At 39.1% G+C, this 18418-nt stretch carries 13 protein-coding genes; 6 read left to right on the top strand and 7 right to left on the bottom strand.

Translation table 11 applies throughout. The annotated features are described in order from the left end of the window. Positions 1-12: 12 nt before the first annotated feature. Complete coding sequence (locus tag B9Y81_RS03895) at positions 13-207, top strand: heavy-metal-associated domain-containing protein (protein WP_085535692.1); 195 nt, start codon at positions 13-15, stop codon at positions 205-207. Positions 208-261: 54 nt separating this feature from the next. Here the strand turns inward: B9Y81_RS03895 and B9Y81_RS03890 are convergent, their stop codons facing one another. From B9Y81_RS03890 to B9Y81_RS03860, 7 genes are all read right to left on the bottom strand, one after another. Beyond that, positions 262-1440, bottom strand: coding sequence for a TolC family protein (locus tag B9Y81_RS03890; RefSeq protein WP_085535994.1), 1179 nt, complete (start codon positions 1438-1440; stop codon positions 262-264). A 5-nt stretch (positions 1441-1445) separates the two neighbouring features. Continuing rightward, a complete protein-coding gene (locus B9Y81_RS03885; RefSeq protein ID WP_085535691.1) occupies positions 1446-4553 on the bottom strand; it encodes an efflux RND transporter permease subunit in 3108 nt (1035 codons plus the stop codon). 17 nt (positions 4554-4570) lie between these two features. Further along, positions 4571-5836 (bottom strand): efflux RND transporter periplasmic adaptor subunit, encoded by a 1266-nt coding sequence (locus tag B9Y81_RS03880; protein ID WP_085535690.1) that lies wholly within the window; start codon positions 5834-5836, stop codon positions 4571-4573. Between the two features lie 270 nt (positions 5837-6106). Further along, positions 6107-6472 (bottom strand): hypothetical protein, encoded by a 366-nt coding sequence (locus tag B9Y81_RS03875; RefSeq protein ID WP_139822891.1) that lies wholly within the window; start codon positions 6470-6472, stop codon positions 6107-6109. 125 nt (positions 6473-6597) lie between these two features. Continuing rightward, on the bottom strand, positions 6598-7548 hold the full coding sequence (gene coaA / locus B9Y81_RS03870) for a type I pantothenate kinase (RefSeq protein ID WP_085535688.1): 951 nt from the start codon (positions 7546-7548) through the stop codon (positions 6598-6600). A 115-nt stretch (positions 7549-7663) separates the two neighbouring features. Beyond that, positions 7664-8293, bottom strand: coding sequence for a nitroreductase family protein (locus tag B9Y81_RS03865; protein WP_085535687.1), 630 nt, complete (start codon positions 8291-8293; stop codon positions 7664-7666). 137 nt (positions 8294-8430) lie between these two features. Then, positions 8431-8709, bottom strand: coding sequence for a hypothetical protein (locus B9Y81_RS03860; RefSeq protein ID WP_139822890.1), 279 nt, complete (start codon positions 8707-8709; stop codon positions 8431-8433). Positions 8710-9155: 446 nt separating this feature from the next. On the opposite strand from B9Y81_RS03860, the gene B9Y81_RS03855 reads away from it, so the two are divergent. The 5 genes from B9Y81_RS03855 (at position 9156) to B9Y81_RS03835 (ending at position 18413) form a co-directional block, all read left to right on the top strand. Next, a complete protein-coding gene (locus tag B9Y81_RS03855) occupies positions 9156-9725 on the top strand; it encodes an RNA polymerase sigma factor (protein ID WP_085535685.1) in 570 nt (189 codons plus the stop codon). 108 nt (positions 9726-9833) lie between these two features. Beyond that, complete coding sequence (locus B9Y81_RS03850; RefSeq protein ID WP_085535684.1) at positions 9834-10844, top strand: FecR family protein; 1011 nt, start codon at positions 9834-9836, stop codon at positions 10842-10844. A 202-nt stretch (positions 10845-11046) separates the two neighbouring features. Further along, entirely contained in the window at positions 11047-14340 is a 3294-nt protein-coding gene (locus tag B9Y81_RS03845) for a TonB-dependent receptor (protein WP_085535993.1), read from the top strand. A gap of 19 nt (positions 14341-14359) precedes the next feature. Then, complete coding sequence (locus B9Y81_RS03840) at positions 14360-16069, top strand: RagB/SusD family nutrient uptake outer membrane protein (RefSeq protein ID WP_095996243.1); 1710 nt, start codon at positions 14360-14362, stop codon at positions 16067-16069. A gap of 79 nt (positions 16070-16148) precedes the next feature. After that, positions 16149-18413 (top strand): alpha-L-rhamnosidase-related protein, encoded by a 2265-nt coding sequence (locus B9Y81_RS03835; protein ID WP_085535683.1) that lies wholly within the window; start codon positions 16149-16151, stop codon positions 18411-18413. Positions 18414-18418: the final 5 nt, after the last annotated feature.

Genomic DNA, 18418 nt, shown 5'->3' with positions numbered 1-18418 from the left:
AACAAGGAAATAATGAAGTTTAAAACGAATGCAAAATGTGGAGGTTGTGTTTCCGCGATCGGAGCAAAACTCAATGAAATTATTAAGGCAGAAGAATGGTCGATTGATCTTACTACTAAAATACTGGAAGTTAAGGCAGATGTGCCATCGGAAAAAATAGTACAAGCGGTTTCCGTTGCCGGATTTAAAGCGGAGCAGATTGATTGATATGAATAAACAGCAAGAGACGCACCACCGTGTGTCTCTTGCTGTTTATAGACATTATTCCCACTGCCTTAGTTCTGCTGCGGCAAGCTGATAGTCTCGTTCAGTTTCCAAAAACTGATCTATAGCTTCGTAATAAGCAGACAACTCCAACAGGTAATTAATGAGTGACAACTCACCTTGTGCGAATGCTTTTTTCAGCAATTCTTCGTTGTTAGAAGTCTTCAATAGCTGATCATATTCTTGTAATACGTTTTGAAGTTTTCGTGCTTTTTCGTAACTGCTTTTCACTTCGTTCTGAAACTGTAAGCGAGCATCCTCATGTTGCGCTTGCATGGCAATTGTCTGTGCTTTCTGATGTCTGACTGTGTTTTTGCCTTCCCATAAAGGAATGGATACACCTACGCTTACACCCTGTTGCGTAGAGCCGGGTACACGTTCGCTTACATAGCCTGCGCTTAGCTTCGGTAAATTTAACGCACGGGTAAGCTGTTCCTGTTTGCGGCTTAGCGTGATGTTTTGTTCTACAGCTTTTAGTTCCGGATTCATCCCTTCGGCAACAGTTACCCAAGAAATAAAATCGGAAGGAAGGAGGTATTCGGGATAAGCAAAAAGAAGTTCGGCACTAATCGGGAGGCCTCCATTCATGATTTGCAGTTTGTCTGACAAAATATTTCTTTCCACTATATTTACATCGTTCGCTTTTCTGATAGTTAGCAAATTCAGTTTTGTTTTGTTGTAATCAATGATGTTGATTTCTCCTTTAGAAAACAAAACCTCATAGCCTTCTGCCAGTTCTTGCGCATGTGCCAGTCGTTGTGCTAACTGTTTGTCAAGCAGATTCCGATAAGTCAACTCTACGCACAACAATCGGGCTTCTTGAAGGATGGTTCGTTCTTCCGCGTCAAAAACGAGGTCTACCTGTCGGTTCTGACCTTTACTTAGCTGACTTTTATAGCGATAAGCCAATGGAAAATCGAATGTTTGCGTAATGCTCAGGTCTTTTCTGTTGCCCTCTGTAGATGGACTTCCCCATAGATAGCCGAATTCCACTTCCGGATTTTCCGGGTTAATACCGGTTTTATTGCCGATTTTATCGGCAGTAGCTTTCTCCCGTAGCGCATTCAGCGTTGTGTTGTTCTGCCGGATACTTTCCAATATTCTATCCGTTTCCTGCTGAGCCTGAACAGAAAAGAAAGAGGAGAGAAGCAGAAATATAGATACTGTTTTTTTCATGTTTATCATTCTTGTGTTGTTATCGACTCGTTTTTTAATTCCTTGAGATGCATCATTCGATAAATAATCGGAACGATATACATATTCAGCAAGGTAGAGGTGAAGAGCCCACCCAGTATTACTTTCGCCATTGGACTTTGTATTTCATTACCCGGCAAATCGCCTTGTACAGCCAATGGTATTAAAGCAAGCGCAGAACAAAGAGCCGTCATCAAAATCGGATTTAAACGATCTAACGATCCCCGGTGGATGGCTTCTTCAATGGCATAGCCACGTGCGTGAAGATCATTGTAATGTGCCATTAGCAAGATACCGTTTCGTGTGGCGATACCAAATAAGGATATAAACCCGATAATTGCCGGAATACTGATCTCACCCGAAGTAAACAAAACGGCATAGACTCCTCCGATTAATGAAAGCGGTAGGTTTAATAATATAATTGCCGATTGCACCGCGTTTTTGAACTGATTGTACAATAGGAGAAATATCACCAATATGGCAAAAAGTGAAGTCACAAGCAATGTTCGTGATGCAGATTGTTCGCTTTCAAACTGACCGCCGTATTCAATATGGTAACCCTCGGGCAGCTTTATATCGCTGTCTATCTTCGCTTGTATGTCATTAACAACGCCACGCAGATCACGACCGGCTACGTTTGCAGACACAACGATCTTTCGTTGCACATTCTCCCTGCTAATGGTGTTTGGCCCGGTTGTAGAGCTTATTTCAGCAACATATTCAAAAGGAACTTTTCCGCCGTCAACATCAATTGTCAGTTGTTTTATTTTCGCTGCCGTGTCTTTGAATTTATCATCAACTTTCACGGTGAGATCGAATGTTTTACCATCTTCGTATACTTGCGAAACCACTTCGCCGGATAGCATTGTGCTCACTACTTCGGCAAATTCCGGCAATGTGATGCCGTATCTTGCCATCATTTCCCGTTTGGGTTTGATGGTCAGGTGAGGGCGTTCTACCTGTTGTTCTACATTCAGGTCGGCAATACCGTCGATTGCGCCTACCGTCGATTTAATCTCGTTGGCAACCTTATATAATCTGTTCAGGTCGGGACCAAACAGCTTGATCGCTATATTAGCCTTGGTGCCCGAAAGCATATGGTCAAGCCGGTGCGAGATTGGTTGACCAACTTCAGAACTTATGCCCGGTATGGCGGCTAATTTTTCACGAACTTCTTCCTGCAGTTTCTCTTTTGACCGTTTCCCCAACATAAAGGGTGCTTCAATCTCGGATACGTTCACACCGAAAGAGTGCTCATCCAATTCCGCGCGTCCGGTTTTGCGCCCTACCGTTTGTATTTCCGGAATAGACAACAAGGCTTCTTCTGCCTGACGCCCTATTTTGTCGGATTCATCGATAGAAATACCCGGCAACGTGCTAATTGTAATCGTAAACGACCCTTCGTTGAAAGGCGGAAGAAAGTTTCGTCCTAAGAAAAAGAACGTTATAACCGCCGATAATAATAAAACACCGGTTGCGCCAATCACTCCTTTTTGATGCTTTAATGCCCATTGCAAACTGCTGTCATACCACCCCTTTAATGTAAGTACCAACCCGGATTCTTTTTCGCTCTTGTCGTTCTTGCTTCTTCCCAACAAATAGCTGCACAGAACAGGCGTAACAGTCAACGCAACTAAAGTAGAGGCAAACAAGGCGGTGATAAACGCGATACCTAACGGAACAAGCATGCGCCCTTCCATTCCACTAAGGAAAAACAACGGCACAAAGCAAGCGATGATGATTAGTGTTGAATTAAGGATTGGCATACGTACTTCTTTCGATGCTTCGAACACAACATCCAACACCTTCTTTCGTTCGCCTTCGGGTTTTAGTCTGTTTTCGCGAAGATGCTTGAATACATTCTCAACATCAATAATCGCGTCGTCAACTAACGAACCGATGGCAATGGCCATACCGCCGAGACTCATTGTGTTAATGGTAAGTCCCATCATTTTTAGCGAAAGGATAGAGGCCAGCAAGGATAACGGTATCGTCAGCAACGAAATAAATGTGGCCCGTCCGTTCATCAGGAAAAGGAAAAGTATGATTATAACAAAAACAGAACCCTCTAAGAGTGCCTTTTGTACATTCCATACAGAGCTTTTGATAAACCTTTCCTGTCTGAATATATCGGTGGAAACGCGAATATCTGAAGGAAGACTCTTTTGCAGATCGAGAATGGAAGCATCCAGTTTTTCCGTAAGTTCCAGTGTATTGGTGTTTGGTTGTTTGGTTACGGTGAGCAATACCGCCGGTTTAGCTTTCTCCGAAGCAACTCCCAACCGGGGTTGTTTATCTCCGATCCGTATATCGGCAATGTCACGTATCAGTACCGGATAATCACCTTTGATACTAATCACTGCCTTGCCGATATCGTCCACTTCATTACTTTGTAAAAGTCCGCGAATAATGTATTCATTACCATACTCATAAACAATGCCACCGGACGCATTCCGGTTCATATCACGAATGGAAGCAAGGGTTTCGTCTAAGCTGACGCCGTAATGCCTCATACGTCCCGGATCAAGTAAAATCTGGTACTCTTTGATGTCTCCACCGATAACTGTCACCTGTGCGACTCCTCCGGTAGACAACAGACGTGGGCGGATGGTCCAGTCTGCAATTGTTCGCAAATCCTGCAAAGAAGTTGTGTCCGAACTAAGCCCGATTGTTAACACTTCGCCCATGATAGAGGATTGAGGCCCTAAAGTGGGTTGCCCAATATTCTCCGGCAATGCGTCGCCAAGAGCAGCAAGCTTTTCGGTAACAATCTGTCTTGCTTTATAAATATCCGTTCCCCAATCGAATTCTACCCAAACAATTGAAAACCCGGTAATAGAAGAAGAGCGCACCCGTCTTACATCGGTGGCCCCGTTAACCGCGGTTTCAATAGGGAAGGTAACAAGCCTTTCTATTTCTTCCGAAGCCATACCATTTGCTTCTGTCATTACAACAACCGTTGGAGCGTTGAGGTCGGGAAACACATCAATCTCCATATTCCGGGCTACATAGAATCCTCCGAAAATAAGTAAAAAAGCAGCTACAAGTATAACGATCCGGTTATTTAATGCAAAGTGTATTATTTTATTCAGCATAATTTTCTCCTCCGGATTTAATGTTCATGACCGTGAGGAATTGACGCTGAAGCGGAAGATATCTTTATGTGGTATGCCCCTTTACTAACCACCTTTTCGCCGGTCGCGAGACCCGACAGAATCTCTATCCTTTCACCGTCTGAAACACCGGTTTTTACTTCCCGTTTCTCATAACCTTCCGCATCCAATTGCACATAAACAAAATAAATACCTTGCTCTTCAGTAAGCGCGGTAACAGGAACGGTTATAGCTTCCTTCTGTGTTTGTCCGAGTAAATATACTTCGGTATAGGCTCCGGGCAACATATCTCCAATATTATCAAATTCAAAATAAACCGGGATAAAGAATGATTCTCCGGCCGATTTACCATAAGAAACTAAACGACCGTTTAGTTCGCTTAATTTGTAAACATTAGCTTCGTAAGGTGTTTTGAAATTGGCTGATGAAATGGATTTGAGGTTCTTATAGTGACTTTCCGATATATCCGCCCGTAGTTGTAGTTTACGGTTCTGAGTGATTGTAAACAACGGTTGTCCGGCTTCCACGTATTCGCCTTCGCTTACCAATTTGTTTTTAATAAACCCGGAGATCGGAGCTGTTACATTCATCCCCTTGGCCGATTGTTTACCGGCAGACGCTTGATAGGCGATACGCGCGTTTTCAAAAGTCAGCTTTGTTTCGTTGTACTCCTTTTGTGAGATCAGTTTGTCTTTAATCAGTGCTTCGGCGCGTTCAAATTCTTTTTCAGCGATTTGAAAAGCTGTTTGCGCTTTTTGCAGGGGATCACCTTCCAGCATTTTCTGAGATGAAATAGCCACTAACGCATCCCCGGAACGTACGGCAAGTCCGGCGTTTATTCCTGCTTTATAAAAAGAGACCATACCGTTCGTTGTGGCAGGAACGGTAGTTTCATCACCTGTAGCTGATAGAATCTGACCGGTTGTTTTGATAACCTGTCCAAACTCGGCAGGACTAACCGTTATTATTTCTAACCCACTGGCTTTAGCTTGTGCTTCAGTGAAAATAATCTCATTTTCAAAAGCTTCACCATGGTCGTGATTGTGCCCCTCATGATCGTGGTCATGTCCTTCGTGGTCGTGATCGTGCCCCTCGTGATCGTGATCATGTCCTTCGTGGTCGTGATCGTGCCCCTCGTGATCGTGGTCATGCCCTTCGTGTGTATGTTCAGGATTGTGAGCATGCGCATTGGCTTGTTTGCCGGCGGAATTACATCCCCAACTAAATGTTAACAGGCATAGCCCGTAGATTAAATATAATTTCATATTTATATGTTTTAAATATTATTCAGGTTTGATTATAACTGTTGCAAAAGTAACGAGCAGGAAATGCAACTTACTTGCATACTTTAGTTTTCCAATTTAATACTGTCTTTCTTTTCGGATAACCTATATTTTCCTTTTTCCATATATATAGAAAAAGCTTTCTACAGATATAGAAAAGTTTTTCGACAATTGTCGAACTGTTTTTCCACAGATATAGAAAAAGAAAAATATACTTTATTGGAAGCGTTTAATACCTATGAAAAGAAAAAATTAAAGGAATAAGCAATGAGGAGGGGCGCGCAAACTATCTATAGTGTTTGCTATAACAGAAGTATATAAAATTAAATAAGGCTTTGGCTGCCATTTAAAACCAATAAAATCTTGTCTGAATGAAAAATCGGAGGAATAAAATAACGTAAAATAAGTGAGCGAAAACTGATCGGAAAGATCCGGGGTAATACTTTCGTTTATTTCCGGACGAATTTGAAGGTCACCCAATTTACAATCGCCTAAAGGTCCGTGTTGATGTTCATGATCATGGCTACAGGTAGATGTATGGCAACTATTTTCTGTAATAAAACTAACCGTTCCATGGTGATGTATATGTGGCACAAACAAGTGAACAAGCAAAATCATGCCCGCAAACATACAACAACAATATATGATCCATTGACGAAGATTCATATTATCAGGATAATATACGCAAATATAGTAAAAGTTTTGTTTCCTATTATAATACTATATCGCGATAGAAGCAATGGTTATATTTTCCTGATGCGAACTCCTCTCACAAAATGACTATTTCCTTTCTCAAAGATAAGATCAGACCGAAAACGGGTAGGAAGAATATTCTGTGTTAAATTGGGTTGGTTAATTTCATCCCATACCTCGCCGGCAAACTTCAGCAGTTTCTCTTCCGAATAGGAAGCGTATCGGTGAAAATAGGAGTCGGGATTCTGAAAAGCAGTTTGTTGTAGTTTTATAAACCGCTCAATATACCATTTCCGTATATCTTTATCACTGGCATCCACATAAATGGAGAAATCAAAGAAATCGGAAACAAAGACTTTTCTGCGTGTTCTTCTGCCTGCCGAAACTTGCAGTACGTTAATACCCTCAACAATAAGGATATCCGGTTGATCAATGGTTTGTATCTCTCCCTCAATTACATCATAGTAAAGATGAGAATAGACAGGTACCTCAAGCGAATCCCGTCCGGATTTAATGCTGGCAAGAAATGCTAACAACTGCTTGGTGTCGTAGCTTTCGGGAAATCCTTTTTTGTTTAAGATGCCCCGTTTCTCCAACTCATCGTTGGGATATAAGAAACCGTCGGTGGTAATTAATTCCACTTTCGGCTGCTCGGGAGTCATGGAAAGTAACTTCTTCAATACCCTTGCGGTTGTGCTTTTCCCTACGGCAACACTTCCGGCAATACCGATTATATAAGGAATAGGCTTGCTTTTATTGGAAAAAAACTGATCACGCTCATTGTGCAGATTGCGGTAGTGGGTAAGATGTATCTGTAGCAACCGTATAAGAGGAATGTAAATATCTTCCACCTCTTTAAGCGTAAGAGGTTCGTTGAGCGCTTGCAGTTGAGACAGATCGATATCGGAAACCGGAAACATAGGATGTTCCTCCAGTTTACTCCACTCCTCACGTGTGAATGCACGAAAGGGGGAAAAGGTTACCTCGTAGGCTTTGTTCATTGCACAATTTTTGCGGTAAAGATATAATGAAAAGAAACTGTCTCAAAATGAGGCAGCTTCTTTTTTTTATCGTTACGCCAACAGGCAATGTCCGGATTTGTTGAAATGATCGAAATTAAATATATGTAGCCAATTCCGACTGCGGACGTCTTGCTTTCTTTAAATTAACGAGCCAATCGTCTTCAGCATGATGACCGATCGGAAGCAAAAGCACACTCTTTAATCCTTTATCGCTGAGGTTAAGTAAATTATCAACTTCCTCATTGATGAAACCCTCCATAGGTGTAGCATCAATCTTAAGTTCGGCAGTCATCGCGATAGCATAAGCAAAAGCAATATAAGCCTGACGTGCCGTATGTTCGAAATTCTCCTTAGCCGGTTTGTTCAGATAATTAGCCTTTAATCTATCCGTGTAAGATTTATACGTATCTGGAGCCTGCCCTCTGACCTCACATATCACCTGATACATATTATCGATACGTTCGGCAGTATAATTATCCCAAGCCGCGAAAACAAGCAAATGAGAACAATCAGCCACCTGACGTTGCCCCATTGACATAGGCACCATTTGCTCCTTAATCTTTTGGTCCGTAATGACTAATACCTGAAAAGGCTGAAGCCCCGAAGAAGTAGGAGCCAGCTTAACAGCTTCTATTATTTTATCAACTTGTTCTTGTGTAACTTTTTTTGAAGGGTCAAATTTCTTAGTGGCATATCTCCATGCCGATGATTCCAATAATCCCATATTTTGAGTAATAAATATTTTAAGTTATAATTACGAATAAATAACGCCCGGCCACATCGTTTTGTTGTAGGTTTCACAAGAATTAACCGTATGTCTGGAAATATTTTTTTGTAATTAACAGCTAAAAGAAATGAATTTTAGGAATGATTCAAAGATTTTTTCTTTATACCTTTGCCAATAAGAAGCGCGCTTCCAAAACTCAAAAGAGTACCTATTAATACATATTCAGTTTTTCCGGTTTCTCTATCGTTGTACCTTAATACAGATTTGGCTGTTATTATAAATCCAATAGCAGTATATTGTTGTAACAAAACGAATCCCATCGCCATAATACGCTCAAGAGTTCCTATCCATCGCCCGGCTCTTTCAATATCATTTTTATTATCCTCCGTAACGAACAAATTTAACGTAGACAAACAGTTTCTTATTATAATATTAGCCGGTTTCACACATAAAAGGAATCCTGTCAAAATTAATAAATGCTTAATTGTAAAAAACTCCAAATAAGCGGTGTAGAATAGTTATTTGTCCAGTATATTGTAACCGCACCATATATTACAACAAAATGTAAAAGCTGATCAGTAAACAACATCTGCTGAAATTGTCGCTATTTTCATAACTACTACTGTTTTTTACAAAAAAAAGTATTAAAACTTATAATCTCTATTTATAAGCGAAAAAGCTTATAGTGTGATTTTATAAGATAATAGGCTTATATTATTACATTAAAGTAATAATATGACCATTGGAAAGTTGTGTTGAGAAAATTCTTTTGCTGTAGGTTTTAGAAGAATTAACCGTTACCTTGTTCGGATGATTGCTTTTTAAGCTTTTTGGTTAATTTTGCCATCGGCTTAGAAAAATGGAAAAACTAGAGGTACATATTAGTCAATTGGTGAGAGGTTCATACAAATCTTTTACTGTTATATATGAGCATTTTGCGCCTCAGCTATATTCATTTGTGTTTAATCTTACTCATTCAAAATCCCGCTCAAAAGATATTGTTCAGGAAACCTTTTTGAAAGTCTGGGAGAAACGAGACGAAATAAACGAGACTCTCTCATTCAGATCGTATCTATTTACCATAGCCAAAAATCGCTTACTTAATGAAATAAGAGATCAAGTAAGAAATCCTCTGTTTACAGATTATATTGAGGTTGCTTTATATGATGAAGAAGTAGACAGTGGAGTTGAAAGTAAAATTGATTTTGATAACTTTAATAAACACTTACAAGAGACCAAACAAAAACTCACCCTTCGTCAGAGACAAATATTTGAACTAAATAAAGAAGGAGGAATACCTATTAAAGAGATAGCAGAAGAATTATCTATCTCCGAACAAGTAGTTCGAAACCATCTATCTGCTGCTCTCCGGATTCTTCGTGCGGAAATGAAGAAGTATTTTATTCTTTTTGTCTTGTTTTTTTCCTGACAGTAAACAATCTTCCTAATTAAGACTAATGGATTGTGTTTTATAACATAAAAACTTACCTGTTATAAAACCGTGACATCTGTGTAATACATATATACAACAATAGATATGGGCGTAAATATAAATAGCAGAGCATATATACTTTTAAAAAAATATATTTCAAGATCAATTACGAAAGACGATTTTGAGGAGTTGAAACTTTTAATTTCTACGAGTGAGGACAAGATTCTTAATCATGCTTTAGAGACCCTTTGGAATGATAGTTTTACAGAAAATAGCACGCAGGCTGGGAAGAAAGAACTTGATGAGGCTTTAAAAGAGATAGGAAGCACAATTACAAAGCAAAAAAGAACTTTGTTTATCAGACGTTTGCTGAGAGTAGCTGCGTTTATAACTATACCCTTATTGATAAGTGCCTTCGGATTTCTTTTTCAGGATTGGAGTCAATTGAGAGATCTAGGAAATAAAGATGTGATAGTCTCAATAGAAAGAGGCCAAAAAGGTAAAGTTATTTTGCCGGATAGCTCTGTTGTTTATTTGAATGCGGAATCACTATTAAGCTATAAACAAAATTTCGGGTACAAGGACCGGGATGTGAATCTAAAGGGAGAAGGCTTTTTTGAAGTTAAAAAAGGATTGTCGAATAAGTTCCATGTTTTTACAGAGTATCTGAAGATTGAAGTGTTAGGAACAAGTTTTAATGTTTATGCTTATGATGATGATCGTGTAGTAGAGATGGCTTTAATTTCCGGACAGGTACTGGTGCAGGTTCTGAATAATCCGGGAGTAAAGATGATAGTTAAACCCAATGAAAAGATTTCTTTCGATAAGAAAACAGGCTTGTTGAATTTACATAAAACAGACACTCAGTTTGAGACTGCCTGGTTAAGAGGTGAACTTGTGTTCCGCTCCGAGCCAATTAGAGATGTCCTGGAGAAATTAGGGCGTAAGTACGGAATTCAATTTAATGTGTACGGTAAATGGGATACTGATGATCTTTTTACCGGAAGTTTTGACTGTGAAGAAATAGAAGAAGTAATGAATGTATTGAAAAGACACTATTCAATAGAATACAAAATAAGAGGAGAAAGTGTAAGTATTTACACGCAAATGGAATAATATAAACCTTAAAATTAGAAAGAACCATGATAAATACCAGTTAGAAAAAATACCGGAGAAAACTAATTCTCCGGTAAAAAGTCAATACCAGATTTTATTACACGATCCCCACCGTGAGTAAAATAAAATAGTATTAACCTGTAAAAATTATAATATGTTAAATTACAAGAAAAATCAAACGAAAAAATCATCTAAATATAGAATGAATCGAGGATTATTCACTTCTTTCTGTTTGTTATTTTTATTATTGAACCCAGTTTTAACATTTGCGCAAACAGAGAATCTTTCATTATCAGTAAAAAACATAACCCTTCAACAATTCTTTGAAGCCATAGAAAAGCAAAGCGCTCTTCGTTTTTCATATCGCGATGTTGTTCTTGATAATAAAAAAGACATAACACTTAATGTTATAAATGAACCTGTTGAATCAATCTTGTCGAAGGTTTTGCCTCAACGAAGTCTTCAATATGAAATTAATGGTCGCATGATTTCAATAACAGTTGTTCAACCAAAGACCCAGAAACGTAAATTTGTGTCCGGATTGATCCTTGATGAATATAGCGAACCTGTTATCGGTGCAAATGTCGTTGAAGGAGGAACAACAAACGGGACGATCACAGATATGGACGGAAAGTTTACTCTGGAAGTGAGTGACGATGCAAAACTAAATATTTCTTATGTTGGATATTTAAGTATGAATATTCCGGCAAACCAGATTCCCGGCACTATAAAACTACAAGAGGATAAACAAACACTTGATGAAATTGTTGTTGTTGGGTATGGCACACAGAAAAGGAAGGATTTTACAGGCTCTGTAAGTAGTCTTAAGCTGGAAAATAGCCCTATTGCTCTGTCCCCCAATACAAATGCATTAGAAGCATTGAAAGGTACAACTACAGGTTTAGATATTGGTGCAAGTAATTCCGCGGGAGGAACTCCAAGTATGCAGATTCGCGGTCAGAAATCAATTAAAGGTTCTAATGATCCTTTGATCGTTTTGGATGGAATTGTTTTTTTAGGTTCTCTTCGTGATATAGACCCGAATACGATTGCTAGCTATGATGTACTTAAGGATGCTACTTCAGCAGCAGCTTATGGTTCAAGAGCGGCAAATGGCGTTATTATCATTACTACAAAAAAAGGGAAAATAGGTAAACCTGTTATCTCCTTTAATACTTCTGTTGGAACACAACGCTGGCAGCAGAAACCAAACCTTGCCAATGCGGAAACATATGTAAGAAGTGTAAATGTTCGTCAGGGATTGGCTGAGGATGCTGATCCAATGGGTTGGTTGAATGCTTCTCCTGCAGAGAATTATCAGAAGGGAGAAAGCGTTAATTGGCTTGATGAGATAAGTCGGAATGGTTTGATGCAAAATTATCAGGTTGCAATAGCCGGAGGTTCTGAGAAGATGACTTATTATCTTTCAACATCTTATACGGATCAACAAGGTGTTATTATTGGAGATGATTATAGCAGAATGTCTCTATCTGCAAAGATAAATACAGATATTACTGATTGGTTGCAAATAGGAATGAATGGTAGCTATAACTATAGCGATTATAGCGGAGTTGGAGCAAACGTCTATAATGCGATGACAATGAATCCTTATGGAAAAAAATATTGGGATGCCGAGAATAAGAAGCTTGAACGTTGGCCTGATTACCAATCAACAGAAAACCCTCTTTGGGGAACAGAAAATACGCGATATGATTTGGATACCTATAATAATTTCAGAATCGTGTCTCATGCATTAATCAAGTGTCCCTGGTTAGAAGGATTGAGTTATCGTTTTAATTATATGCAAACAGGTGACTTTATTTATCGTGATCAGTTCTACTATGAAAATCATTATATACAGGAAGGGAATAATCCGGAGAGATATTCATCTGAAGCATTGCAGAAATTATTGGCTACCGCTAATGGTTCAAAAGCCCATACAAATATAAATAGTTATGTGTTCGATCACATATTAAACTATAAACAAACATTTGATAAACATAATGTTGATGCTACTCTGGTTTATACTCGTGATTCATATCATTCAAAGAGAACAATCTCTACTGGTACAGATTTCTCAGCAAACGGAAATACAGCATTAGGTATAGATGGATTACCAAAAGCAGGAGTTCAAAAGATGGATCAGGATAATGTTGAAAAAAGGAATATAGGATATTTAGCTCGTCTAAATTATTCTTTTGATGATAGATATCATTTTACTGCTTCTTATCGCAGGGATGGCTCGTCTGTCTTTGGTGTGAATAATAAATGGGGAAACTTTCCGGCTGTTGGTGTTGCATGGACTACTTCAAATGAGAATTTTTTAAAAGGTAATAATCTTCTTAACCATTTGAAAGTAAAAACATCGTGGGGTGTGAATGGTAATCAGGGAATTAGTCCATACGGAACATTATCTCAAGTAGTAAGTGGTTCAAGTGGTGGCATACGCTATGAGTTTAATAATATGTCTGATATATTATATGGTATAAAAATAAATACTCTTGGAAACTCATTACTAGGATGGGAAAAGACATCTTCATTTAATGGTGGTATTGAAAGTGCTTTTTTGAATAACAGAATTAATTTGGATGTAGACTTCTATTTCTCACGTACTATTGATCAGCTTTTTGAACGTCAGATTCCTGTAATGACAGGTTTTAAGACTATTTTGGCAAGTATGGGGCAGGTTAATAATAAAGGGATCGAAATTAATTTAAGGACTTCAAACATTGTAAGACAGGACTTCGAGTGGGATTCGCATCTCACATTCTGGTCAAACAGAAATGTATTAGATAAACTCTATGGTGATGACATGGATGGAGATGGAAGAGAAGATGACGATATATCAAATAATCTTTTTATTGGCAAATCATTAGGTGCTATCTATGGATATAGACAAGATGGCATTGTACAAGAAAGTGATACAGAATATATCTCAAAGAATGGGGTTAAGCCAGGTGATGCAAAGTTTAAAGATTTAGATGGTGATGGTATTATTTCGTCTGCAGATAGAGAAATTTTAGGTTATAATAAAGAAAATTTCAAATTGAATCTAGGGAATACTGTACGTTATAAGAATGTTGAACTTTATGTGTTATTTACGGGTGTATTTGGAGGTAATGGGTATTATATGAGTTCAAATAAACCTGCTTACCTAGTATCTAGCGATAAAGTGGGCAACAATATTCTTGATCATCCTTGGTGGACTGCAGAGAACAAGAGCAATGTTTATCCTTCTGCTACTTATAATGACAGCAAGTTTTTAGGATTGCAGAAAAGAAGTTTTGTGCGTCTTCAGGATGTAACGCTCTCATATACATTTAAACAGGATTTCCTGAGAAAAATGAAGTTTGAATCAATGAAAGTTTTTGTTGCCGGTAAAAACCTGTTTTATATAACCGGATGGGACGGCGGTGACCCTGAATTAGGTCAGACTTTAGGTAGTACTTACCCTGTACCTACCACATATACTCTAGGACTAAATGTGAGTTTTTAAACGAATTAAAGATTGAATTATGAAAATAAATCATATTATAAGCGGCGCTTTATTAACCTTAGTTTCTTTTTCCGGATGCGACTCTGACAGCGTTTTCCTAAAAGAAACTCCGGAGACATTCTACACTTTGGATAATGTCTTTTCAACTTCAGAACAAGTAAAATCAGCAGTAACTTCTTTATATTCCCATGTTAGAAATATGGGATTTGTTGACGAAAGTAGTCTTACTCTTTTGCGTGGAAACGGTACTGATGTCATGGATGTACCAACAATACGTATTGCAAGTGCATTATCAGATTATACAAAACTGAATGCGGAAAATGGAGTTATTTATACAAATTACTCTCATTGGTATCAATTGATAGCAAAGGCACAAACTGCATTGTATGGTGCGAGTCTTTCTCATATAACCTGGACCACTGAGGCTGAAAAGAATTATGCGATTGCTCAGGCTCGTTTTTTCAGAGCTTACGCATACCTCAATTTAGGAGAACTTTTTGGTGGAGTTCCTATTATTGATGAATTAATCACAGAACCTCGATTTGATTTTAGACGGTCAACACGACTTGAGACATATGATTTTGCAATAAAAGACTTTGAAGAGATTCTGGCTGACTTACCGGAAAAAACACCTGCCGCAGGTCGTCTTGTAAAAGGTGCTGCTCAACATTTTCTTTCGGAATTATATCTGGCTAAAGGTGTTGAACAAGAGCAAAGTGGAACAGGTAATGCTACAGAATCATATGCCAAATCTGTGGAATATGCTTCTAAAGTAATTGATGGAGGAACTTACAGACTAATGACAACCCGTTTTGGTGCTCGCGCAGATGAACCGGATAAAAGTGTTTATTGGGATTTATTCAGAGATGGAAATATTGATTACCAACAAGGTAATATGGAATCAATTTGGGCTATTCAAGTTGACTTTGAATCCTATTTAGCAGAAGACAAAGATTCCAGACTACCATATGCTCGTGTATTCAGTCCTGTGTTGAGAGACTTAACCGGGTTAAATGCGGACGGAACTACGTATCGCCCATTTCTTAATGCTTATGAAGATGGAGGAGGTAGAGGTATTTCTGTTGTGACTCCTACATATTATACGCGTGATATTATTTGGGAAGGAAAGTTTGGAAACGATATGCGTAATTCCTCTCATAATATTATTCGTACATTCTATTGTAACAATCCGGACTTACCTGATTTGTATGGAAAACCTATTCCTGCTAATATTTTAAATATGGATGATAAAGCTAAAACAATTGCCTATCCCATCTTTTTTAAATTAACAACAGATAGGTTCGTTGGTTTGGAGCAAGGTGAGAATATGAGTAATTTATTCAGGGATGATTATGTTATACGATTGGCTGAAACGATCTTGTTGCGTGCGGAAGCTTATTTGCGTTTAGGACGTACGCAAGACGCGGCGGCAGATATTAATAAACTGAGAGAGCGGGCTGAATGTGAGTTTTTGGTTTCTGCAGGAGATGTAACTATTGATCTCATTCTGGATGAAAGAACCAGAGAATTATATGGTGAAGAACATCGTTGGAATACTTTGTTGAGAATGGGAGGTACAGTTGCTGTAGATCGAATAAAGAAATACGCTTACTGGAAAGAAACAGTTAAAGCAACACTTAACTTTACCTATAATTTATGGCCTATCCCTCAACAGATCATAGATCGTAATAAAGACATACCGATGGAACAAAATCCTGGTTGGAGATAATTTTACTTTCGGAGGTAATGTTTTCTGTTCATTGCCTCCGGATTGTTATATTTGCATAACAAACTATACTTTATTTAATATGAATAAGCCTGTTTTTACATTGTTTTTTACGCTTGCTTTTATTGTATCTGTTAATGCTTTCAATAATAAGAAACCTACAGGTTTGATGACTGATCTTATCGAACATACCGACCGGGTATATGAAAATGGATTTTTATCCAGTCTTCCTTTGGAGCAGATCCATGAGACTTTTAATCAGATTCAATATGTTGAGATTGGCTCTGCTAAACCTGTCTTTGCGTGGGTTGTTCCGTTCTTTGAAGATGGGGTGATGCAAAAGGCTTATCAGATAAACGTGCTTGACGCAAAGGATAAGAGTCTTGTTTGGGATAGTGATTGGACTTATTCTGATCAGTCGGTTGGTGTGCTGTATGATGGACCGGACTTAAAGCCGGGCACAGTTTATGCTTGGAAGGTTCGGGTGCTTGCTGTTGATGGAACTGAGAGTGAATGGTCGGACGATAAAGCGTTTAAGACTGCTGATGTATTGAGTGCATATAAGGCGGCTGGCTATCCGTTGGCTAAAAATATAGAAACTGTAGCAGTTTCACGGCAGGTGGATGCGAATACCCGTTTTTATGATTTGTCGAAGGCTGCTTTCGGACAATTGGTGCTGACCGTTACTTCGCAAAAAGAGGGGGATTCGTTGCGTGTGCACCTTGGCGAACGGGTCGATAACGGACGTATTAATCGTGCTCCGGGAGGAACAATCAGGTATCAGGTTTATAATTTGCCTCTTATCAAGGGGACGGCAACTTATCGGGTGAATATTGCCAGAGATAAACGTAATACAGGTTCGGCAGCGGTATTGATGCCAGATTATATTGGGGAGGTTTTGCCTTTTAGATATTGTGAGGTGGAAGGAAGTGCTGATGTATTAAACTCGGTTAGCGTAGGGCGTGAAAGTGTGAATTATCCGTTTGACGAAACAGCTTCTGCCTTCTCATGTAGCAATGATACGTTGAATCAGATATGGGAAATGTGTAAGTATTCTATTAAGGCGACTTCATTTCTTGGGATTTATGTGGATGGTGACAGAGAGCGTATTCCTTACGAAGCGGATGCGCTGATCAACCAGCTTTGTCATTATGGAGTTGACCGGGAGTATTCAATGGCAAGACGTTCGCATGAGTATCTGTTGGAGCGTCCAACCTGGCCTACTGAGTGGATATTACAGGCGGTATTGATTGCCTGGCAGGATTATATGTATACGGGAGATAGTAGGTCGTTGCTTGCGAATTACGATATACTTAAATCACGTTCTTTATTGGCTTTAAAGGGTGAAAACGGGCTGATTAGTACAAAAACAGGACTACAGACTCCCGACTTTCAGTCTTCAATTCGCTTTAAAGGGGAAATAAAGGATATTGTGGACTGGCCGCATACGGGAATCCTTGGACTGAACAAACAGGAGGGTGGAGAGGCTGATGGCTACGTATTTACTAATTATAATACGGTTGTGAATGCTTTTCATTATGAAGCTTTGAAACTAATGGCTGTTATTGCCAATTTGTTGGGAAAGACTGATGATGCTGCGTTTTTTACAAAGGAAACAGCACGGGTCAAGGATGTATTTAATAAAACTTTCCTGAGTAGGGAAAAGGGATATTATGTAGATGGTGAAGCTACAGATCATTCTTCCCTTCATGCGAATATGTTTCCTTTGGCTTTTGGGCTGGTGCCGGAAAAAAATAAAGAAAAGGTACTCGATTTTATGCGCTCACGGGGAATGGCTTGTAGTGTTTACGGCTCACAGTTCCTGATGGATGCTATTTATAACGCTGCTGATTCTGATTACGGACTTAAAATGTTGACTAAGACCGACGACCGTAGTTGGTATAATATGATAAGGGTAGGTTCTACTATCAGTCTTGAGGCGTGGGATGATAAGTACAAGCCTAATCAGGACTGGAATCATGCCTGGGGTGCTGTTCCCGCGAATATTATACCCCGTAAACTAATGGGAGTAGAGCCTGTAACGCCGGGCTTTGGTGTAATACGTGTGAAGCCTCAGGTGGCATCGCTGGACTGGGCAAAGGCGGTTATCCCGACTATTCGTGGTGAGGTTAAGATGGAAATAGAGAACCGTTCAGGAAAGTATGTGCTGCGCCTTGTGGTTCCGTCAAATATGAAAGCAGAGGTTTATCTGCCTGTGCCTGACTCAAGGTATAGTTTTACGAAAAATGGAGAGAAGAGCAAAATAACCAAGGTGAAAGATGAACCTTTCCTTTATGCCGGACAGTTTAACGCCGGAACGTACACGTTGGAACTGACAGCGCGTTAATACTT

The sequence above is a fragment of the Massilibacteroides vaginae genome (assembly GCF_900178525.1).
Lineage (GTDB): Bacteria > Bacteroidota > Bacteroidia > Bacteroidales > Tannerellaceae > Massilibacteroides > Massilibacteroides vaginae.
This window is presented reverse-complemented; position numbering and strand designations above follow the sequence as displayed.

Bases quoted from the DNA above. Each gene is read 5' to 3' on its own strand.
- B9Y81_RS03875 (WP_139822891.1), bottom strand. From the start codon at position 6,472: ATGATTTTGCTTGTTCACTTGTTTGTGCCACATATACATCACCATGGA.
- B9Y81_RS03835 (WP_085535683.1), top strand. From the start codon at position 16,149: ATGAATAAGCCTGTTTTTACATTGTTTTTTACGCTTGCTTTTATTGTA.
- B9Y81_RS03865 (WP_085535687.1), bottom strand. From the start codon at position 8,293: ATGGGATTATTGGAATCATCGGCATGGAGATATGCCACTAAGAAATTT.
- B9Y81_RS03840 (WP_095996243.1), top strand. From the start codon at position 14,360: ATGAAAATAAATCATATTATAAGCGGCGCTTTATTAACCTTAGTTTCT.
- B9Y81_RS03885 (WP_085535691.1), bottom strand. From the start codon at position 4,553: ATGCTGAATAAAATAATACACTTTGCATTAAATAACCGGATCGTTATA.
- B9Y81_RS03890 (WP_085535994.1), bottom strand. From the start codon at position 1,440: ATGAAAAAAACAGTATCTATATTTCTGCTTCTCTCCTCTTTCTTTTCT.
- B9Y81_RS03880 (WP_085535690.1), bottom strand. From the start codon at position 5,836: ATGAAATTATATTTAATCTACGGGCTATGCCTGTTAACATTTAGTTGG.
- B9Y81_RS03850 (WP_085535684.1), top strand. From the start codon at position 9,834: ATGGGCGTAAATATAAATAGCAGAGCATATATACTTTTAAAAAAATAT.
- B9Y81_RS03855 (WP_085535685.1), top strand. From the start codon at position 9,156: ATGGAAAAACTAGAGGTACATATTAGTCAATTGGTGAGAGGTTCATAC.
- B9Y81_RS03845 (WP_085535993.1), top strand. From the start codon at position 11,047: ATGAATCGAGGATTATTCACTTCTTTCTGTTTGTTATTTTTATTATTG.
- coaA (WP_085535688.1), bottom strand. From the start codon at position 7,548: ATGAACAAAGCCTACGAGGTAACCTTTTCCCCCTTTCGTGCATTCACA.
- B9Y81_RS03895 (WP_085535692.1), top strand. From the start codon at position 13: ATGAAGTTTAAAACGAATGCAAAATGTGGAGGTTGTGTTTCCGCGATC.